Source organism: Pseudomonas syringae pv. cilantro, assembly GCF_001293775.1.
GTDB classification, from domain to species: domain Bacteria; phylum Pseudomonadota; class Gammaproteobacteria; order Pseudomonadales; family Pseudomonadaceae; genus Aquipseudomonas; species Aquipseudomonas syringae_P.
In genome coordinates this window covers 114,984-132,518 of record NZ_LGLN01000071.1, presented here as the reverse complement: position 1 = coordinate 132,518, position 17,535 = coordinate 114,984, and the positions used below count along the sequence as shown (strand labels likewise).

Annotated in this window: 9 protein-coding genes; 1 reads left to right on the top strand and 8 read right to left on the bottom strand. The window is 56.9% G+C overall.

The genetic code is table 11. The features are described 5' to 3' along the window. Positions 1–7 precede the first annotated feature (7 nt). Both kdpA and kdpF read right to left on the bottom strand, forming a co-directional pair. Complete coding sequence (kdpA, locus tag ABJ99_RS19420; RefSeq protein ID WP_054087191.1) at positions 8–1,702, bottom strand: potassium-transporting ATPase subunit KdpA; 1,695 nt, start codon at positions 1,700–1,702, stop codon at positions 8–10. Positions 1,703–1,704: 2 nt separating this feature from the next. Next, positions 1,705–1,800, bottom strand: a complete 96-nt coding sequence (gene kdpF, locus ABJ99_RS19415) for a K(+)-transporting ATPase subunit F (protein WP_003406089.1) — start codon at positions 1,798–1,800, stop codon at positions 1,705–1,707. A gap of 243 nt (positions 1,801–2,043) precedes the next feature. Here kdpF and ABJ99_RS19410 point away from each other — a divergent pair, with 243 nt between their 5' ends. Continuing rightward, positions 2,044–2,307 carry a helix-turn-helix domain-containing protein gene (locus ABJ99_RS19410; protein WP_054087190.1) on the top strand — a complete coding sequence of 88 codons (264 nt, stop codon included), beginning with the start codon at positions 2,044–2,046 and terminating at the stop codon, positions 2,305–2,307. A 71-nt stretch (positions 2,308–2,378) separates the two neighbouring features. Here ABJ99_RS19410 and ABJ99_RS19405 read toward each other — a convergent pair whose 3' ends face one another. From ABJ99_RS19405 to ABJ99_RS19380, 6 genes are all read right to left on the bottom strand, one after another. Further along, on the bottom strand, positions 2,379–7,109 hold the full coding sequence (locus ABJ99_RS19405) for an RHS repeat-associated core domain-containing protein (RefSeq protein WP_054087189.1): 4,731 nt from the start codon (positions 7,107–7,109) through the stop codon (positions 2,379–2,381). Positions 7,110–7,199: 90 nt separating this feature from the next. After that, complete coding sequence (locus ABJ99_RS19400) at positions 7,200–7,685, bottom strand: hypothetical protein (RefSeq protein WP_054087188.1); 486 nt, start codon at positions 7,683–7,685, stop codon at positions 7,200–7,202. After that, on the bottom strand, positions 7,682–10,672 hold the full coding sequence (locus ABJ99_RS19395; RefSeq protein WP_054087187.1) for a hypothetical protein: 2,991 nt from the start codon (positions 10,670–10,672) through the stop codon (positions 7,682–7,684). Before ABJ99_RS19395 ends, ABJ99_RS19400 begins: the two co-directional genes overlap by 4 nt. Before the next feature lie 38 nt (positions 10,673–10,710). Then, positions 10,711–12,984, bottom strand: a complete 2,274-nt coding sequence (locus ABJ99_RS19390; protein WP_080378223.1) for a hypothetical protein — start codon at positions 12,982–12,984, stop codon at positions 10,711–10,713. Between the two features lie 54 nt (positions 12,985–13,038). Next, a complete protein-coding gene (locus ABJ99_RS19385; RefSeq protein WP_054087186.1) occupies positions 13,039–15,498 on the bottom strand; it encodes a hypothetical protein in 2,460 nt (819 codons plus the stop codon). 119 nt (positions 15,499–15,617) lie between these two features. Further along, entirely contained in the window at positions 15,618–17,441 is a 1,824-nt protein-coding gene (locus ABJ99_RS19380; RefSeq protein ID WP_054087185.1) for a hypothetical protein, read from the bottom strand. Positions 17,442–17,535 lie beyond the last annotated feature (94 nt).

Genomic DNA, 17,535 nt, shown 5'->3' with positions numbered 1-17,535 from the left:
CGGTTCCTCAGAAACCCAGGCTCAGGTGTTCGGCAATCGGCCCCAGTGCCAGGGTCGGCAGAAAGGTCAAGCCACCCACCAGCAAAATGGTGACAGTCAGCAGGGTGACGAACAGCAGGCCGTGGGTCGGGAAGCTGTTCTGGCCCTGTGGCGCGGTTTTCTTCATGGCCAGGCTGCCAGCCAGTGCCAGCACCGGCAGGATGTAACCGAAGCGGCCAATGAAAATCGCCAGGCTGAGCATCAGGTTGTGGAACACGGTGTTGGCGCTGAAACCACCGAAGGCCGAGCCGTTGTTGGCCGTGGCCGAGGTGTAGGCGTACAGCAACTGGCTGAAACCGTGCGGGCCGGGGTTGCTGATCGCACCTGCCGGGCCTGGCAGGCTGGCGGCAATCGCGCCCAGCACCAGCACGCCGACCGGCATCACCAGCAAGGTCGCGACCAGCAGCCGGACTTCCTGCGCCTGGAGCTTTTTGCCGAGGTATTCCGGGGTGCGGCCAATCATCAGGCCGGCGAGGAACACCGCAATCAGCACGTTGAGCAACATGCCGTTGAGGCCGACGCCGACGCCGCCGAAGATCACTTCGCCAACCATCATGTTGACCAGCGCGACCATGCCGGCCAGCGGATTGAGGCTATCGTGCATGCCGTTGACCGAGCCGTTGGACGCCGCCGTGGTGGCGACTGACCAGAGCACGGTGCCGGTGGTGCCGAAGCGGGTTTCCTTGCCTTCCAGTGGCGCGGTCTGTTCGACACCTGCGATGTTCAGCGCCGGGTTGGGCTGGTACTCGGCCCACAGCGAAACCGCGCCGCCGATCAACAGCAAGGCCAGCATGCAGCCGAGAATCGCGCGGCTCTGGCGCATGTCCTTGACGTAGTGGCCGAAGGTGAACACCAGCGCAGCCGGGATCAGCAGGATCGACACCAGTTCGAACAGGTTGCTCCAGGCGGTCGGGTTCTCGAACGGATGCGCCGAGTTGACGCCGAAGAAGCCACCGCCGTTGGTGCCCAGTTGCTTGATCGATATCTGGCTGGCAGCAGGCCCCATCGGCAGGCTTTGATCCGCGCCTTGCAGCGTCAAAGCGTCGATGTAATGCGCAAAGTTCTGCGGCACGCCCTGCCAGACAAGAAGCACCGCCAGCACGATGCTGATCGGCAGCAGCGCGTAAAGCGTGGCGCGGGTCATGTCGGCCCAGAAGTTACCCAGGCTGTGCGACGAACGACGGCTGATGCCGCGACACAGCGCAACCAGCACGGCCAGGCCAGTCGCAGCGCTGACGAAGTTCTGCACGGTCAGGCCGACCATCTGGCTCAGGTAGCTGAGCGACGCTTCGCCGCTGTAGGCCTGCCAGTTGGTGTTGGTGACAAAGCTCATCGCCGTGTTGAACGCCAGCGACCACTCCATGCCCGGCAGCTGCTGCGGGTTGAGCGGCAGCATGCCTTGCAGCATCAGCATCGCGAACAACACGACAAAACCTGCCAGGTTGAACGCCAGCAAAGCCAACGCGTATTGCTTCCAGGATTGCTCGGTTTTGGGGTCGATGCCGGAAATGCGGTAGCAGGCCCGCTCGACCGGCCCCAGCACCGGGCTCAGCCAGGTGCGCTCGCCTTCCATGACCCGATAAAAGAAACGCCCCAACCACGGCGCAGGTGCCAGCAGCAGGACCAGAAAGGCCAGGATCAACAGATAATCGTAACTGTGCATGATCACTCCTGACTCTGGTCGGCGCGTAACAGCGCCACCAGCAGATAGATGAACAGCCCGACCCCCATCAACAGAGAGATACCATCCATAACGCTCATTGAAATTTTCCCCATCAGGCAACAACCGGTTACGGCGCAGGCCGCGTGGGGTGATTGTCCGCAGCAAGGCTGTAAAGACGCGAGATCGACAACGGGCGCCGAGCGTAAAGAAGCTGTAAAAAAACGCTACAGGCCAGACAGTGCGGCGCATGCACGGCCGTCAGCGCTGTCATTTATGTCAGGTTCGCGAAGTTGACGGCGGGGGTATCGTGATGCAGCGATCTTCAGGGAAAGGACTTCACTATGCTTCGCGACAAGGGCAAACCACCCGGCACTCCATCGCCCTCCCAGGAAACGCCCCCCGTGGTCCAGTTGACTGTCAAGGAACGACAAGTCCTGGAGTGGGTGGCGATCGGCAAATCGGCGTGGGAGATAGCACGGATACAAGGGTGTTCGGAAGCGACCGTGCACTTTCATACCAGCAATATTCGCCGCAAGTTCGGGGTGACGTCGTTGAAGGCGGCGTTAGTGATGGCGATCAGGCAGGGGGTTATTTTAATGGAGTGAATCATTTTTTATATGAAAGGACGTAAGTAATGAAGGCTTTGAATTATATCGAAGCCTTCATGCAGCCCCTATTAACTCCTCCTGATATTACTATTCGCGCCATTAGCACTCTGAACAATAGGGCTTACGTTGTTGCTAGCTGAAAATATTTGCGAAACATCCAAAACCCACTGTTCAACAAGCGCCTGTCTATCAATTTGTGTTGTCATCGCGATTTCATCAAATACCACGCCAGAAGAAGACCCCGAGCTACTTGAGTTCGCGTCACTGGCCCCCCTAGGGATAAGTACTGCGTTTCGGCGCCCTGCTTGTCCTAATTGAGCACTTTCAGACGTGCTAACAACAAGGACTGCCTTTCTCGGCGCCACTGGTTCTGATGAAGCACTTTCAGACGTCTTAGCAACAAGGACCGAGTGTCTTGGTTTACGTGACGTTCCTGGCTGATTGCCGCCTGCGTCAACGGTGCTGCCCTGAGAATTTGAGATTCCCGCACGGTTATTCGCCTCGGGTGTCTCGAACCTCACATTTTTCTTTACGTTGTTTTGTTGGGGGCTTCCTGAACGTAGGCTGCTTTTAAGAGGGGGGCCTGTTGGTCTACGGAGCATATGCCCCGTCGGATCCACCCCATTCACCGAATCCCCCTCCCCATACGCATAAGCATTCAACCCGCCCTCTCCAAACGGGCTCAGACTGTCCGGACTATGAAAGCGCATCAGCACCGGGTTATACGCCCGATAGCCATTGCCCAACAATTGCCAGCCGGTTTCGGTCTCGTGCAATTCGCCGTTGTACCCCAGCCTCCCGGCCGGAGGATTATCACCGCTGCTGTGACCGTATACGGTATAAGACCGGTTGCTGACCCCGTCAGGATGAACTTCGCTCAACACGCTGTTGCTGATGCTGGTGGAAAACAGCAGCGCGTCACTTCCCTGTTGCTCAGCCAGGAGGTAGCCGTCGCCACGCATGTACGTGCTGTTCTGACTTGCGCCCAGTTGACTGGCCAGCACCCCGTCGCGATAAAAGCGCTGCTCACCGGTTTCCCCTGCCAGGCGGTCCTGCGGGTCGTAACGATAACGAACATCACCGGCAGGCATACTCACTTCAAGCAGTCGGCCAAGCGGATCGTAGCTGAGCAGGCGGCCAGCCTCGTCGGTAATCAGGTTGCCGTCCGGATCATAGGTCAGCCTGATTTCCGGCGGATAGGTACTGTCATTTTTGTTCACCGGGATCAACCGGGCATTCACCCACGCAAGTTGTGTATTGGTCACCCGGGTCAATTGCGCCGGGTCGATGCCTTCGTAAAAGTAACGCGCCCGGTTGCGTCCACCGTCAAACGTAGTCGTGACCAAGGTCAGATTGTTCAGGCCATCAAAGCTGAACACCTGGCGGCTAATCGTCATGCCATAGGGGTCCACCGGCCGCTGTTTACCTGAACAATCGTATTGCGTCAGGCGGCCACACAGATCGTAACCATAGTGCTCTTCGCGAATGATGACCGCCCCCTCGCTGAGGGTTCGCTCGACCATCTGGTCAACATCATCGTAAACCTGAACCATTTGCTGGTTGGCGCCATTGATCGTAAACGTACGCTGCGCTTCACGCCCTTGAGCGTCATATTCCAGGCTGATCTCCACCTGGCCATTGCTCGAACTGTCCAGCGTGGCGATGCTGGCCGTACGGCCGAACGTGTCATAGGTGAAATCCGAAACCACTTCCCCCAGCGAGGTCTGAGCCAAACGCCCGAAATCGTCGTAGACGCTGAGTTGCTCCTGGCCCAGCACATCGATATAGGACAGCGGCAGACCCAGCCGGCTGTAGCGGTAGTGCATCGTGTTTTCAATACCTTGGGAGGTACGCTGCTCGCTCTTCAGTGACCCGGTGCTGTAATACTCACGCTGCAACTCTTCACCCTGTTCGGAGGAACCGATAAGGCGCGCATTTTGTGGGTCGTACGTGTAGTCGGCGGTCAGTTTCAGCCTGGCAACGGTGTCGGACTGGGTACGCTTCAGCGGTTCATCACCCAGCTCAGGCAGGTAGTCATAATCAATCTGTCGTTCGCTGGGCAGTTTTACTGTCTTGGGTTGCATCAGGTCGGACGTGTAGCTGAGCTCACGCTCGCGTCCTCCGGTGATGGAGGTGACGATGCGATCCAGCCCGTCGAACTTCTGCTCGCCCAGTACGCTGCTCTTGCCGTTATGATCGACACCGATCCAGGCCGGCAAGTCTTCGCCGCTGTGGGGCGCATAGCGGCGACGCACGACCGCCCCGTCTGGCAACGTGTTTGCCGTGACTCGATCAAAAACATCATAGGCGTAGGTTGTGCTCCGTTCCCGGGTTGGCAAACCGGAGACTTCCTTGACGAGGCGCCCCAGCCCGTCGTACTGGTAACGGCTCAGGCTGACCGGTTCACTCAACCAGTCCAGCCGATCCAGGCGAACGCTGCGAGTCGGCTCATCGAACAGATTGAGCCAGGTTTCGCTGACCTCGCTTGTCTGCAGCCCGTCATTGCTTTCAGTCCAGCGGCGCTGGATCGGGCCGTTGGAAGCCTGCGTGCCGACGGGGTCGGTTTGCTCGATTGTCGTTACACCGTCCGGCCCCGTGACGCTTAGCTGCTGGTCCCAGTCGTCATATTCGAAATAGTTGGTCAGGGCCCGTTTCTGCTGGTCCAGCCAGTCGTAACTGGTTTCCTCAACCTTATCTCCCCAGGCGTCATACGCAGCTTCATACGTCTGACGCAGGTCAAGCCGGCGGTGAACATCAGGATTATCGGCGTCGGCGCGAGCCTCATAAATGACCCGACCAAGACCATCAAAGCGGCTTGTAGTCTGCACATTCTTGACATCAAACAACCTCTGCTCGGCCTGATCGGTCTTCACGGCGCAAAGCTGATACTCATAGTGTCTGGTTGCCTTGTACTCTTCCTTGTTCGGCGAGACTGTTTCACTGACTACGCGCCGCAGATTGTCGTAGTCATAACGAATTTCCACATCGTTGTCATCGCGATTGAGCAAAGGCTCGCCGGTGAACAGCGAGTGTTCCAGCCTGATGACTTTCTGTGTCATGTCAAAACCGGTGACGATCTGTAAGGTTTGCTGCACGGTCTGGTCAAAATCGGGATCTTGCAGAAGGTCGTAACGATAGTCAGTCGTGGTACTCAGCCCCTCAAGGGTCACCGACTGGTGACGGATGCGCCCGTACTGGAACGCGTCGTACGGGTTATCTTCGATATACGTGTACGTTGTCTGTTGCAGCTCTTTCTCGCCATCAGTGGTTTGCTGCAGCAGCGTTTCGCTCTCTGCTGCAAGCCACAGGTTTTGGCCACTGCCTGCAAGCGCAGGCAAAGCCTTGTAGCGATAGCGGGTGACGAGGACAAGCGCGTGGCCATAATCAGATTGCGCCGGAACAACGCTTTTTGCCTTGAGGGTACGCACAAAGCCATCGGGGTCTGGCGGGCAGCCGTCTTCACCGCTGACCGAGTACCATTCACTCGTCTCGGTCACCCCGTTAGCCTGAGTCTGAGCCAACAGATTGCCATAACTGTCATAGTCACTGCTGACGATCTCGGTACGCGGCACGCTGCCATCTGGTGACAATCGCCAGGTCGTCCTGACCTCTTTGGGCAACTGACAATAGTTGGGTTGCTGGTCAAACGGCTTCCCCTCTTCAATGTAGTAGCGAGTGTCCACTTCCAGGATGCTAAGATTCTGGCGCGTGGTTTCCAGGGCCAGCAGGTGAAACTGGTTGAATACACGCTCGATGCTGCGTATGTCCACATCGTTGACACGCAGGGTTTCAGTCGATGAATACAGGTATGGCGCTGCGCCAAGGTATCGATACAGGTTATCCAGACCATCATCTTCCCAGGCGATATCCAGGCCCGCCCCCAGAAAGTTGCGCTCGCGCCCTGCGCCATCCTTGTAGGTGTAGCGCACGTCGACCTCAGGCTGCAAAAACCCGGGCGTTGTCAGGTGGCGAGTAACCCGCGGCAGCGGTTCACGGCCAGCACTGAGGGGAAACTGATGCCCGGAGTCCTGATAGAAGACATCTTCATGCCCCCCGACAGGCGTATCCACCGAGGCAATGCATGAATGGCCGCGAATAATGCTGTAGGTAAAACGCCAGGAAGCCTTGTTGGCGGTCGGCAATTCGATCCTTGCCACGTTACGGTTCGAGCCGCTCAGAATCATCACAAACTCTGCGTCGGCTTTCGGGGCCCCATAAAGCAGTAACCGCACCGAGGTACTGTCGCGAGTGATTGTGAGAATCACCTGACCGTCATCATCCACAACTTCGCTGAGCATTTGATAAGCACCGAAGGACGCATAGTGCAGCGTAATACCATGCCCCTCGGGTGAATAGATGCGGACCGGCAAGGCAATGCGATTACCCAGACTGCCAAGTACCTCAAGTTCTTCCACCTGACCGGATTTGTGCACCACCCGGTAACGGGTGTCGTCCTGTTTGTAGAAGTGAAAGCTGTCGAGCTTCTTTTCAGGCATCCACAGTTGGTCCCCGAGGGAGCCTTCTACCTTGAAGGTTTCTCCACTGCCCAGAGACACGATCCGGGTGCCCGGATCGTATTGTGACAGTTGCAAGTTCCAGCCAAGGCCGAACCCGCTGTCCTGCACATTGAGCGGGTTATAACTCAGTACCAACGGTACAACCGGGCCGCGCAGCCCGTTGCTTTTGACCTCGGGCAAGTTAATGGACACCGTGTACTGCCCGGTGCGCGGGTCCACGCCACTTTGCAGGTAACTCATGAAATTGAAGGCATTGGAATGAACGGATGTCGAGGTGGTCATGTCCAGAACTCCTGGCGCTAAATGAATACATGGTCACACGTCGGCAAAGCAGGCATATAACACTTCATGCCTGCTCTGCCGAACTGATTATCAAGGTGATACAGTGACATTAACGCAGGACAACTTGCCTGTTATATTCTCGTCGCCACTGTAGCCCTCGACCAGTAGCACACCCGCTGCGACGATGGTATTGGCGGGTTGGCCCCTGAGTTGGTCGATGGATATCCAGAGCGTCGTAACAGGATCAATGTAGGTGCGCAACGTGAACGTCCAGCCTTTGTCTTCGTTGCAGTCATTGGAACGGAGTTGTATCAACACCGCAGAGCGAACATTATCCAGCTTTATGTAGCTCATTTCGTCGTTCTTGCACGAATGGTCTTCTTTATTAAGCCAGACCGATTCGGTTTTTACGGTAAAACTGCAGTCGTTACCTCCACCGTCGCTATTTTCTGCAAGTCTGATCGTGCGACTGGGCACAGGGTCAGCGGCAGGAGGCTGACTACCGGCAAGCACAAGCGTGCAACTTGCCAGGTTGACAAGCGCCAGTCCTGCAAGGGTTTTGATTAGCGTATTCACGGGTATGACTCCCTGTCATCGGATTGTTTAAACGTCTCGTTTCTGTCGGGCGGCGAATACTGGGTATGCTGAAGTCGATTACGCCTGCCTACCTGGCCTTGCGGCAGAAAACTGATCATTCGCTTGTGGACATTACCCTGAGTATCGAGCAACCTGACCACCAGCGAGCCAGACAGGTAATCCCGCGCCGGAGCCTCGGGTAGCGGATTCGGCGGCGTGGGGGGCAGAGGCGGAGGACTTGCCGGGATAAATACAACCGGGTATGTCCGATGCAAGCTAATCACCAACTTGCCCTTTTCGAACTCGGTCGCCTTGACGGGAATCGTCAGATAAGTGCCTTTATTTAATAGCTTTTCCAGCTGTGTATCGAAGCCGATCATGCGCGCATCATCTTTCACCGCTGCATCGTCGAATATATAACCTGTCCAGCTGAACATGATTTCTGCGGTCTGCTCACTTTCCCATAGAATCATTGACCGCCTGCGTTTCGCCGCTTCGTTGGGCCGCTGATTGTCAATGACCGCAAGAAATTCCAGCGTCTCGAATTTGACCCACTGTCCTGTATCAGGATAGCGGACGCTCAGCGCCCAGTAGTCGACCGTCTTCAGCTCGAAATCGAATGGATCATCTGGATCGCCCACCGGTGGCGGCTCGGGCGAAGGATTGCCCCCCGCGCCTGTAGCGCGTGTAGGCACAAAGATATAATTGAATTTATCGAACTGTGGAAGCTGTCGCGGGGTGATCTGCACCCGGCTGTTGATGTCCTCCAGTTCAAGCGAAGTCTTCCATTGGCCGTCGTCCTTCTGGAAGGTGGCGTAGAAATTTCCGATAAACGCAGTGTCTTCCCGGCTGTGCAGGTAGAAGTTCTGAGTGACAATCACCGGAGCGTTCAGGTCCGACTCCTCTGCGCCAAGCCCCGGCCCGGCCAGCTCGAAACGGTTGCGTAGCAAACTCACGCGCCAGGCTTTTGTGTCCTCTTCGGATATACCGTCGAGCTCAGGACTGACTGACTCAAGGTTCTGGTTGCCGTCTTCATTGACCAGGAGCATGGACGCCCTTTCAATGACGCTCAGTGGGTAATCGATACCATCAACCGGCATGGTCTGAGTCTTGACCTGCAGCCTGAGCTGCTGATAGCCGTTGGGGTAAAGGCGACCTTCGCGCTGATTATCGGTGCCGCCTGGCACCAGAATGATGAACATCGAGAGCTCTTTCCAGCTAGGCTCCTCATCCATCTCGGACAGCTCGATCACACTGTAGCCGCACGCCAGGACCACGCCGTTGTTCACCACCTCACAGCTCACTACACTACTGGCAACCACCGACGCATCGGGCGGCATGAATAACCCTTGCGGGTCCACAGTGCCTGCGCCGCCAATGACCTTCCAGCGTCGCCGAAGACCTGGCAACAGTGCGCTGTCGTCTTTCAACTGCACCGCTTGGTGTCTGCGCGCGCGGGCCACGAAAGGGGGCTCGACACGCAACAGCTGTTGACCATTGGCTATCAATACGGAGGCAAGGCCGGTCTCGCTCCCCAGCGCTTCAATATGCTGCGCGACCAACGCTTTTTTTCCGGATCTGGCATCTGCGACAAACCTCACGCCGCCATCCATGCCGAGTTCGCCATATTGCGGGCCGCTCAGCCGCCATTGGACCGGAATTGCGTCCAGCGTCGAAACGCCCAGCGATACGGGGTGCATGGACTCAGCGCCACCCGCAACGACCGTCACCCGCGGCACCAGTGCCATGCTCTCGAACACCACACCCAACAACGCCGAAGCAGTGCGCGTGACACCTGAGTCTTTATACGCAGCGGTAATCACGACGCGCAGCAGGTCATGGCCAATCGTTTCGGGAGCCGGGGCAGTGTAGAGGCCGTCGGCCGAGATGCTACCGTGCCCGGCAGCTGTATGGCTTTGCAGGCTGACCGCGCTCCAGTCCGTCAACGGTATCACCTGACCTTGACCGTCACGCAGAATGAAGCGCTGGGTATTCCCTGCCTTGATGGTCGTGAATAAAGGTGTGACGCTGGCCTGCGTTGCACGCAGAGTGCCGAACATCACAAGATCATCGTGCCAGTAGCGTTCGAGCTCTGTAAATGTGTCGCCGCTGGTAAAACGCAAACTGTCGAGAATGGGCAAGCGTCTGGTATCAACGTCCGACATCGCTTCCCGGGAAAGGACCAGCACGGTGCCATATTTGCCCTGATTGCCAGTGCCGTGTTCGTCAGGTATCGGATATGGCAGTGTTTCTGATGGCGGGAATTGCCCTTGGTCCAGATGGCCGCTCAAGCGCATGAGCAGCAGCAACGCGCCTTCACCGAAGTTCTCCGCGCCCGGGACGCCTGCACCGGGCGCAACCACGGGATGTATCTGAAAACTTTCAACGGCCTGCGCCGAATATCGTGCAAGCTGCACCTGCACAACCGAGAAGACACCGCGGTGCAGCGCAATCTGCTGAAATCTGTCGGCAAAGAGTGTCGCCAGGCGCTGGTTATTGGCCTCATCAAGCCCCGCCAGGTTGCAGCCAAAGTCATACCCTTTAGCAAGGTTGAACGTCACCCGGCCAGCGTCATCGGTTGAAAGCCGGACACTCAGCGTCAGCATGAACCCCATTGACTCGGTAACCCTGGAGCTTGCGGACACGGTCGTTGCACCGCCCGACACATGGTGAAGACTGCTGTAGCGCCCGGCGACGATACTCATCGCCACGACAACACTGACCTCTCCTGACCGTTCATACTGAAATGAAAGGGTTGGTGCACCCAGTTCGACGCCCGCAAGCGTCAGGGTATCGAGCATAGGGTCTTTCGCACCAACCTCGCCGCTGAACAGCGGCACAAAGGCAAGGCGCTGGTAACGTTCTACGTATTGCTGTTGCAATTGCTGGTTGATATCACTGCGACTGATCGCGGCAATAGCCCCCCAGCCCTGAGTGCCATTGCCGGCGCTCAGTTTATCCAGAACATCTCTCATGGAGTTGGACATTACATTACCCTCCGCGCAGCACTCTGGCTGCGCTTTGATTAGCGGGCCAGCGCCTGCAATACGGCAGGAGAATCACTCAGTGGCAGCGGCAGAATCAGATGCCCCTGCATCGTGCCGAACCCCCAAGGGTCCTCGTAACTGGCGAAGATCACGACAAAACGCTCCGGCTCCCCGGGGAGGCTGGCGTAGATACCGTTCAAACCATCGGTTTCTAAAAGACCCGGACCGTCAAGACGCCACTCGACCTCAAGCGCAACGTTATTGCCGGAAGCCTGCATGATGACCTTTCCTCCAGAGGAGGTGACCACCCTGACCACCAGCGTCGGGGCGTGTCGACGTACCAGCACCTTGATCCCCTGGACACTTTGCCCGTCGCTGACGGTGATCTGATCCAGTACGTAAGTCTTGCCCTGCCCTGCTGGCCCAGCCACGTAAAACTTGCCACCCTGCGGATCATCTTCCAGGGTGCCGCTTTCAGGCGTGCGATTGGCTATATCCCACTTCAGGACACCTCCACGCGAATGACTGGCCGAAAGCTTTACTCTTTCATCGTGATTACACACTTCAATCAGCGGGTTGACGCTAATGGCGCTGGTTACAACGGTGATCAACACGGTGCTGCTTGCAAGGGTCACAGGATCCACCGCCTCAACCAGAACACGCTGAAAGTGCTGAGGCATGTTTTGTAACTCTGGTGCCATATACAGGCCTTGCTCACTGATGGAGCCGTAGCTGCCCGCGATGCCATCCGGCGGAATTTTCACAGCCCACTGCAGCCCCTCGCGAGCCGGCTGGGTGGTCAGTTGCAGGGTTTCTCCAGCGATGACCACCGCCTGTTGCTCGACAACGCTGAACGCCGCCGGTGCTGCAACGATTCGACCGAACACCGCCAGGTCATAAGGCATTTGCCGGCGCAAGGCCTGCAGGCTCTGCTCCCCCGACAATTGCCAGTTGTTCAGAAAACGCTCGGCCCCACCGGCGTCCAGTGTCTGGCTGAACCCTTTAAGTAGTGCGTGCTTGACGGTGTGAGCCACGAATCCGTTGATCTGCTGCTGATCATCGGCACTCAGGTCGTCCAGCAGACCTGCAACCGGGGCGACGTGCTCGTCATAAAGATAGGGGGTGTAGAGATGCCCTTCCATCGCCTGCGCTTCAGAGTCGTCGGCAGTCAGATGAAACTCGTGTCTGAGACTCACGTTGAACGTTGCATTGCGCGACTGCCACTGGCCGCCACTCAGCGCCCGGTAGCTGAAATCCAGGGTGCAGGGGAAACTCCAGTTCTGCGTGACCTGGTTGTACTCGAAGTCAATGGTCAACGGGTGCTGACGGTTGAACGCCTGAACACTGAACGTTTCTGACCTGAAGGCAAAATCCGCACTCTCGTACTCGCTTTTCGGTACAGCGAACACACCAGCTTGAGCTATCATCCGCTCCAGCGGTCTGTCGTCAGAAACGATGAATTCAAAATCATTGGTTTGCAGCAGCTGCATAACGGCATGCCCGAATGCGGCACGTTGCAGCGCATGTGCGGAGAACACCGCGGTTGCCGTAAACCCGGCCTTGTCGTCATTGGGGATCAGGTAACGGAAATCGGCATCTTCATCAGGCAGCCCGCCTGTCACGCCATATGCCATGGTGGTGAACAGCAGCAGGGCGCCTTTGCTGGAACCAGGCTCGGCCTCCGGGCTTTCCAGCTGTGAGCGCACGTCGATCCTGCGGACCTGGAGCAATTCGTTGCTCTGGTCGCTGAACACGCTCAGCTTGAATACGCGTTCCTGATTGTCCGGGCTGCTCAACCAGCTCTGGAAAAACTTGCCGATCGCGCGTTGTTCAACTGGCGTACCGGCAAAATCCAGCGTCGCGTTGGCCCCTTGGCCGAGGTCGAGCAGCAGGTTCGGACCTTGACTGTCCAGCGCAAGATCCAGATTCAGATGAGGAGCGTCGAGAGGCTGGTAGGCGGCGATTCTCTGAATGATGTGCTGCCCATGAATATCTTCCACGACGGTGTGCAAGCCGCCGAGCAATGACAGTTGCCATGCAAGTGCAGCGCGCTCCATCGGGATATGCTTGAAAAAAAAGGCTGGCGCTCCGAGTACACAACCCGAAAAAAAATGGGATGTCTGGGTATCGGGAATGGTGACGCTCCCATTCGGCACGGGGCGGGACCGCCCCTGCTCCACTCCGAGCCGATACGTCTCGTCGAGCATACCGTTGACCTGTGCGCCATCCAGCGCGATGACCGCATCCCAGCCTCGCAACCGGGTTGTATCTTTCATCCATGCCAACAGACTTTCGGCCGAGTGACCTGCCATGACATCACCTCCTGTGATGTTGATGTACCTGTGACCCTGATGTGCTTACTGCACTCAGGGTGCTGTCTTGTTGCTCATCATGCCCAGCTCCCGGGCAAACCGGCCCAGTGGTAATGGAAGGATGATATGCCCCTCCACCTTTCCAAACAGGGGGTGCATGGCCCAGGCAAAAATCAGCACAAATCTGTCGGTCGTGTTCTGCGCGACGCTATAGAGCCCGGTATCACTGATTGTCCCGGTGACCTTCGCGCCAATTTCCCAATTGACCTTGAACAACGCCGGGTCGAGAGGGTTGCCATTGGCGAACGCCTGCAGTTGCACCTGACCGGCAGCTACCTGCGCAAACGCTACGAGCTTGATGGTCAGGAAAGGGATCTTTTGCGTGACCAATACCCAGGCAGAAGCATGGGCCTGGGGGTTGCTCTTGCCGGTGACGATGATCTCGTCCAGCACGTAGGTTTTATCGCGCAACGCCGGTCTGCGGGGAATATAGGTGTGATCACCATCGGGCAGTGCACTGGGGCACAAGTCGCCGCCTTCGCCAATCACGGTCTCTTTGAGCGTCCAGAGTAATTGGCCACGATTCACTTCCCCCGCCGCCAGTTCCGCCGTTCGGGTCACCTCGCAGATCTGAATCAGCGGGTTGAGAGTGGCGTAGCTGGCCACTACCGTGACAAGCGCCGAACTGACAACGCCCGACGTGTCATGAGTGGCAGTGACGCGCATCCGGTTGAAGGACGTATCGCCTGGCAATGTCGGAGCGTAATAAACGCCCGCCGTATTAATAGCGCCATAATCCTCAGGATTGCCCTGCAAACTCTCAACAGCCCACTTAACATTCGCGCCTGCCGGTGCAACGACAAATTTGTGGGTGCTGCCGGAAACCATCACCTGCTCGACGGGGCTAATAGAAAAATCGGCCCTCAGAGGGTTGATACGACCGAACACGGCGATATCTCTGGGCGCACGGAGCACATCAGCAACAATGGTCTGATTGTAATTCAGATGAATATGCTCATGGATGAGCGACTCGACCGACAGGTAAGGCGTGAGCGTATGCTGCAATGCTTCCCGGATCCTGGATTTGTGAAAGTCCAGATCCGGGTCCGATGATTCGGCTTTCAACCGTGCAATCAGGTCGAACAGGAAAGGGCTGTTCACCGGCTTGCCGTTAAAGACCGGTGGGTACTCTCGCGGATACAGGTTCAACTCACTCAACGTGATGTCCAGAGAAGACATCAGAACGAAGCCCTCTTCATCATCTTCCGCAAAACGGTAGGTGCATTTCAGCTCTGTTATCGCATTCCGAATAATAACCAGAACATTATTGTTATAACCCGGCAACGTGAGATATAAGCCGTCAAGGCATTTTACTGTCCAGCTAAACGCAGCGCTGCCATGGTCAGTCAGTTCTATCAGGAGAGGCTCGATAGTCCCTACATTAAAGTCAGGTCTGACACCCTCTACGTCTAACCAGAACCCGGTATGGTGAACAGAGGCAACGATATTTTCACCGCCGCTGTAGAAAGGAAATTCTTCACTGACACTTGGGATCGTCAACACACCGCTGATACCTTGCGCCTTGATCATGTGGCCGGTGCCATCGAACTCTTCCCTGACGACGAGGGGATTTTCGAACAGAGCACCCAACGCTTCTGTAACTGGCTCAATGGGAAGCGCAATGCTGGCCAGACGTGTTGAATCGAACAGCACAGTGGCGGAATACCCCTTGCCCGGGTCATCCGGAATCAGGTATCGGTATTGCGCCGGGATGTCGCCGCCCTCGTCATTGCCTTGCATGCGAATGAACACAAGAACAGCGCCGTCGCCATAGTCAGGCGCAGTTGGGTCCAGCGAGCCCGCAGGATTGGTCTGGGTACGCATCTTGAACGACTCGGGGCGCACCTGTGCAACGTTGCCCGCGCTAATGAACCCCAGCGTCCACACACGCTTGTTGTCCGGGAGTGTGTTGAACCAGTCCTTGAAAAAATCCCCGCCCAGTTTCCGGTCGTCGATCGTCTCGGCGAACGTCAGGATGAAGTTGTCACTTTCCTTGAGGTCCAGCTTGACCCGGCCATCCAGATCGACAATCCCCGGGACCCTGTCCAGGCTCAGGTCGAGCGTCAGCCTCGGCCCCTGCAGTGGATCGACACGAATGACCCTGACCGCCTCCCAGGTGTCGACATTGTTGGTCATCGTCACTTGGGTTCCGCTCAGAATGGCGCAGGTCAATGACGCATGGGATTTGCTCAAGTCGTTGTCGGAGAACGAGAGACGGGGGGCGTCCAGAATAAAATCATGGATGCTTTCCTTCGACCTGCCGCCGACCTGTGGCACCTCACCACTTATCGGACTCAGATACGTGTTGGATGAGAAGCGGGAAATGTACTCCTCAAGCAGCAGGTAATTGACTTCGTCCCGAGCCATCACCGCGATTGAGTCCCAGCCCAACATCACATCAGTGAGAGGGTCTTTCATCCAGGCAGTGATACTTTCCAGTGTGTTATTAGCCATGGGGCCACCTCCATGTGGCTGCTGGTGAACGGTCGCATAAATGCGACCGGCATTTTATTGATATCAGTACCGCTACCGCGAAGTCATGTAAGGGGTCCTCGTGGCGTTGCGCAGCCTGTCTAGTCCACCAAGGTAAAAGTAATGGGCGGAAATTGGGTGTAACTCAGGCCGTCATCGAAGCTGACATCGACGGTCACGCTGTTGGTTTCACTGTTTCTTTGCAAGCGCTCCAGAAACTCTCTTGGAATGCTCACCGGCACGCGCCGGGCCTGATACTCAGCCTCGGTAACCGGCTCCGCTACGCCGATGCGAAGGCCCAGCGTCAGCGTCGTGCCAGATGACTGCAGCAGTCCGACAGCCTTTATTCTTACTCGCTGCCCCGGTGCCATGTAGACCCAGCCAGGCAGTTCCAGACCGGCACCACCTGGAGGTACCTTGGCGAGTGAAAGCCGCGCATCCAAAACAGGAGGGCTCACGAACTGGATGAACGGCCAGCCACCGTCTAACTTCCTCACTTCCAGATTGAACACTCTGGAGGTCCCTGCGGGTTCGAGCACCGGCGTGACTTTGTAATACACGTCCAGGCGTTTACCCATGTTGGCAGGCACCGCCTCGGGCGGGATATGGAACATCCGGGGGTCGCTCGACGAAGGGTCGGCAATGAAACGGCCAGTGCTCCCGTGGCCATCCCAGTACATCTGCACCTGATCTCCTGCACCGATGAAGGCCTCTTTGGGTATGCTGATCGTCACACCCTGCGTCAGTTGCCGGGCAAATATATGCCCCTTGACCATCGTGTCACCGGGTTCATCAATGATCGCGTCTTTGATAATGGGCGCTGGAAGATCGAGTGGCCGCCGCAGAATGACATCGCGCGACAACGACCTCTTCGCTTCGCCCAGACGGGCATATTCGTACATGAATTCTACTTGCCTGCCGTTATTGGCGATTAGCCAGGACGAGGCCAGCCGGAACTGCACAATGCCACTTTCAACGCTCGACAGGTCAGCCCTCAGCGACTGCGCTACCCGAGTGTCGCCGCTGACGTAGAGCATGACGTCGTCATTGACCTGCATACCCGGATAGGGCCCGACTATCAGCGTTATGCCATCGGGGTAGGCGCCCGGATCCAGCGAGCCACCGCTGAAATCCTTGATCGTCAGTGCTGGCAACAAGTCGTCATCATGCTCGACGATATCGAGGGTCTGAATGGATGACTGGCTGGTTATGGAGGTGCCAGCGTAGGTAACGCTATAGCTCATCAGCACATAGCCACCTTCAATCTGAAGCAGATCGCTAGCCGTCACGCGCCACTGCACAGGCAGTCCTACATCGCTATTGGTCAGGGTCTTCGATTGCGACAAGGGTTGAAACGGATTATTTTCGCCAAAAAACAAGTCCAGTGTCAGGGTGATCGTGTCACCCATGCGCATGGCGTGATACGGCGGCGTCACAAACAGGACTTCTCCACCCAGTTCCAGCAGCTCTGGATCAAGCTTGAGATCGTGCGACTCCTTGCATTGCGGCGCCCCCAATCCGCCAGATAAAGCGGGCCGTTTACCGACGTTGAAAAATATTCTCAACGACTCTTCGCCGCGATTACCCTGTACGTTGGGGTCATACAGCTGATACGAATAAAACACCCACCCCTGATCGAGCTCCTGCAGAGGCTGGTTGAGAATGATTACAGCCACCCCCTTGGGATTATCCTCCTCGACCACCACGAGGTCTTCGAAGAAATCCACCAACTGACCCTGCAAACCGCAACCCCGCCAATTGGGAAACAAACGATCTCCCACACGCATTCCCGGATAATTGATCCAGGTCTCCAATTCCTGGCCCATCAACTGATCAAGGTCGAGGTAATTCTCCGGCTGCTTCAGGTAGGGAACCTCGGGCGGCGGCAGGTCCAGCTGCAGAGAGGGTTTTACGTCCAATGCCATGTCGGTCACTCCGGTCTCGTTTCACTTGAGATGAATATCCGGCAAGGCTTGGCCGTGCGACAACGGATTAGCTTTTTTACGCCAATGAAAATCT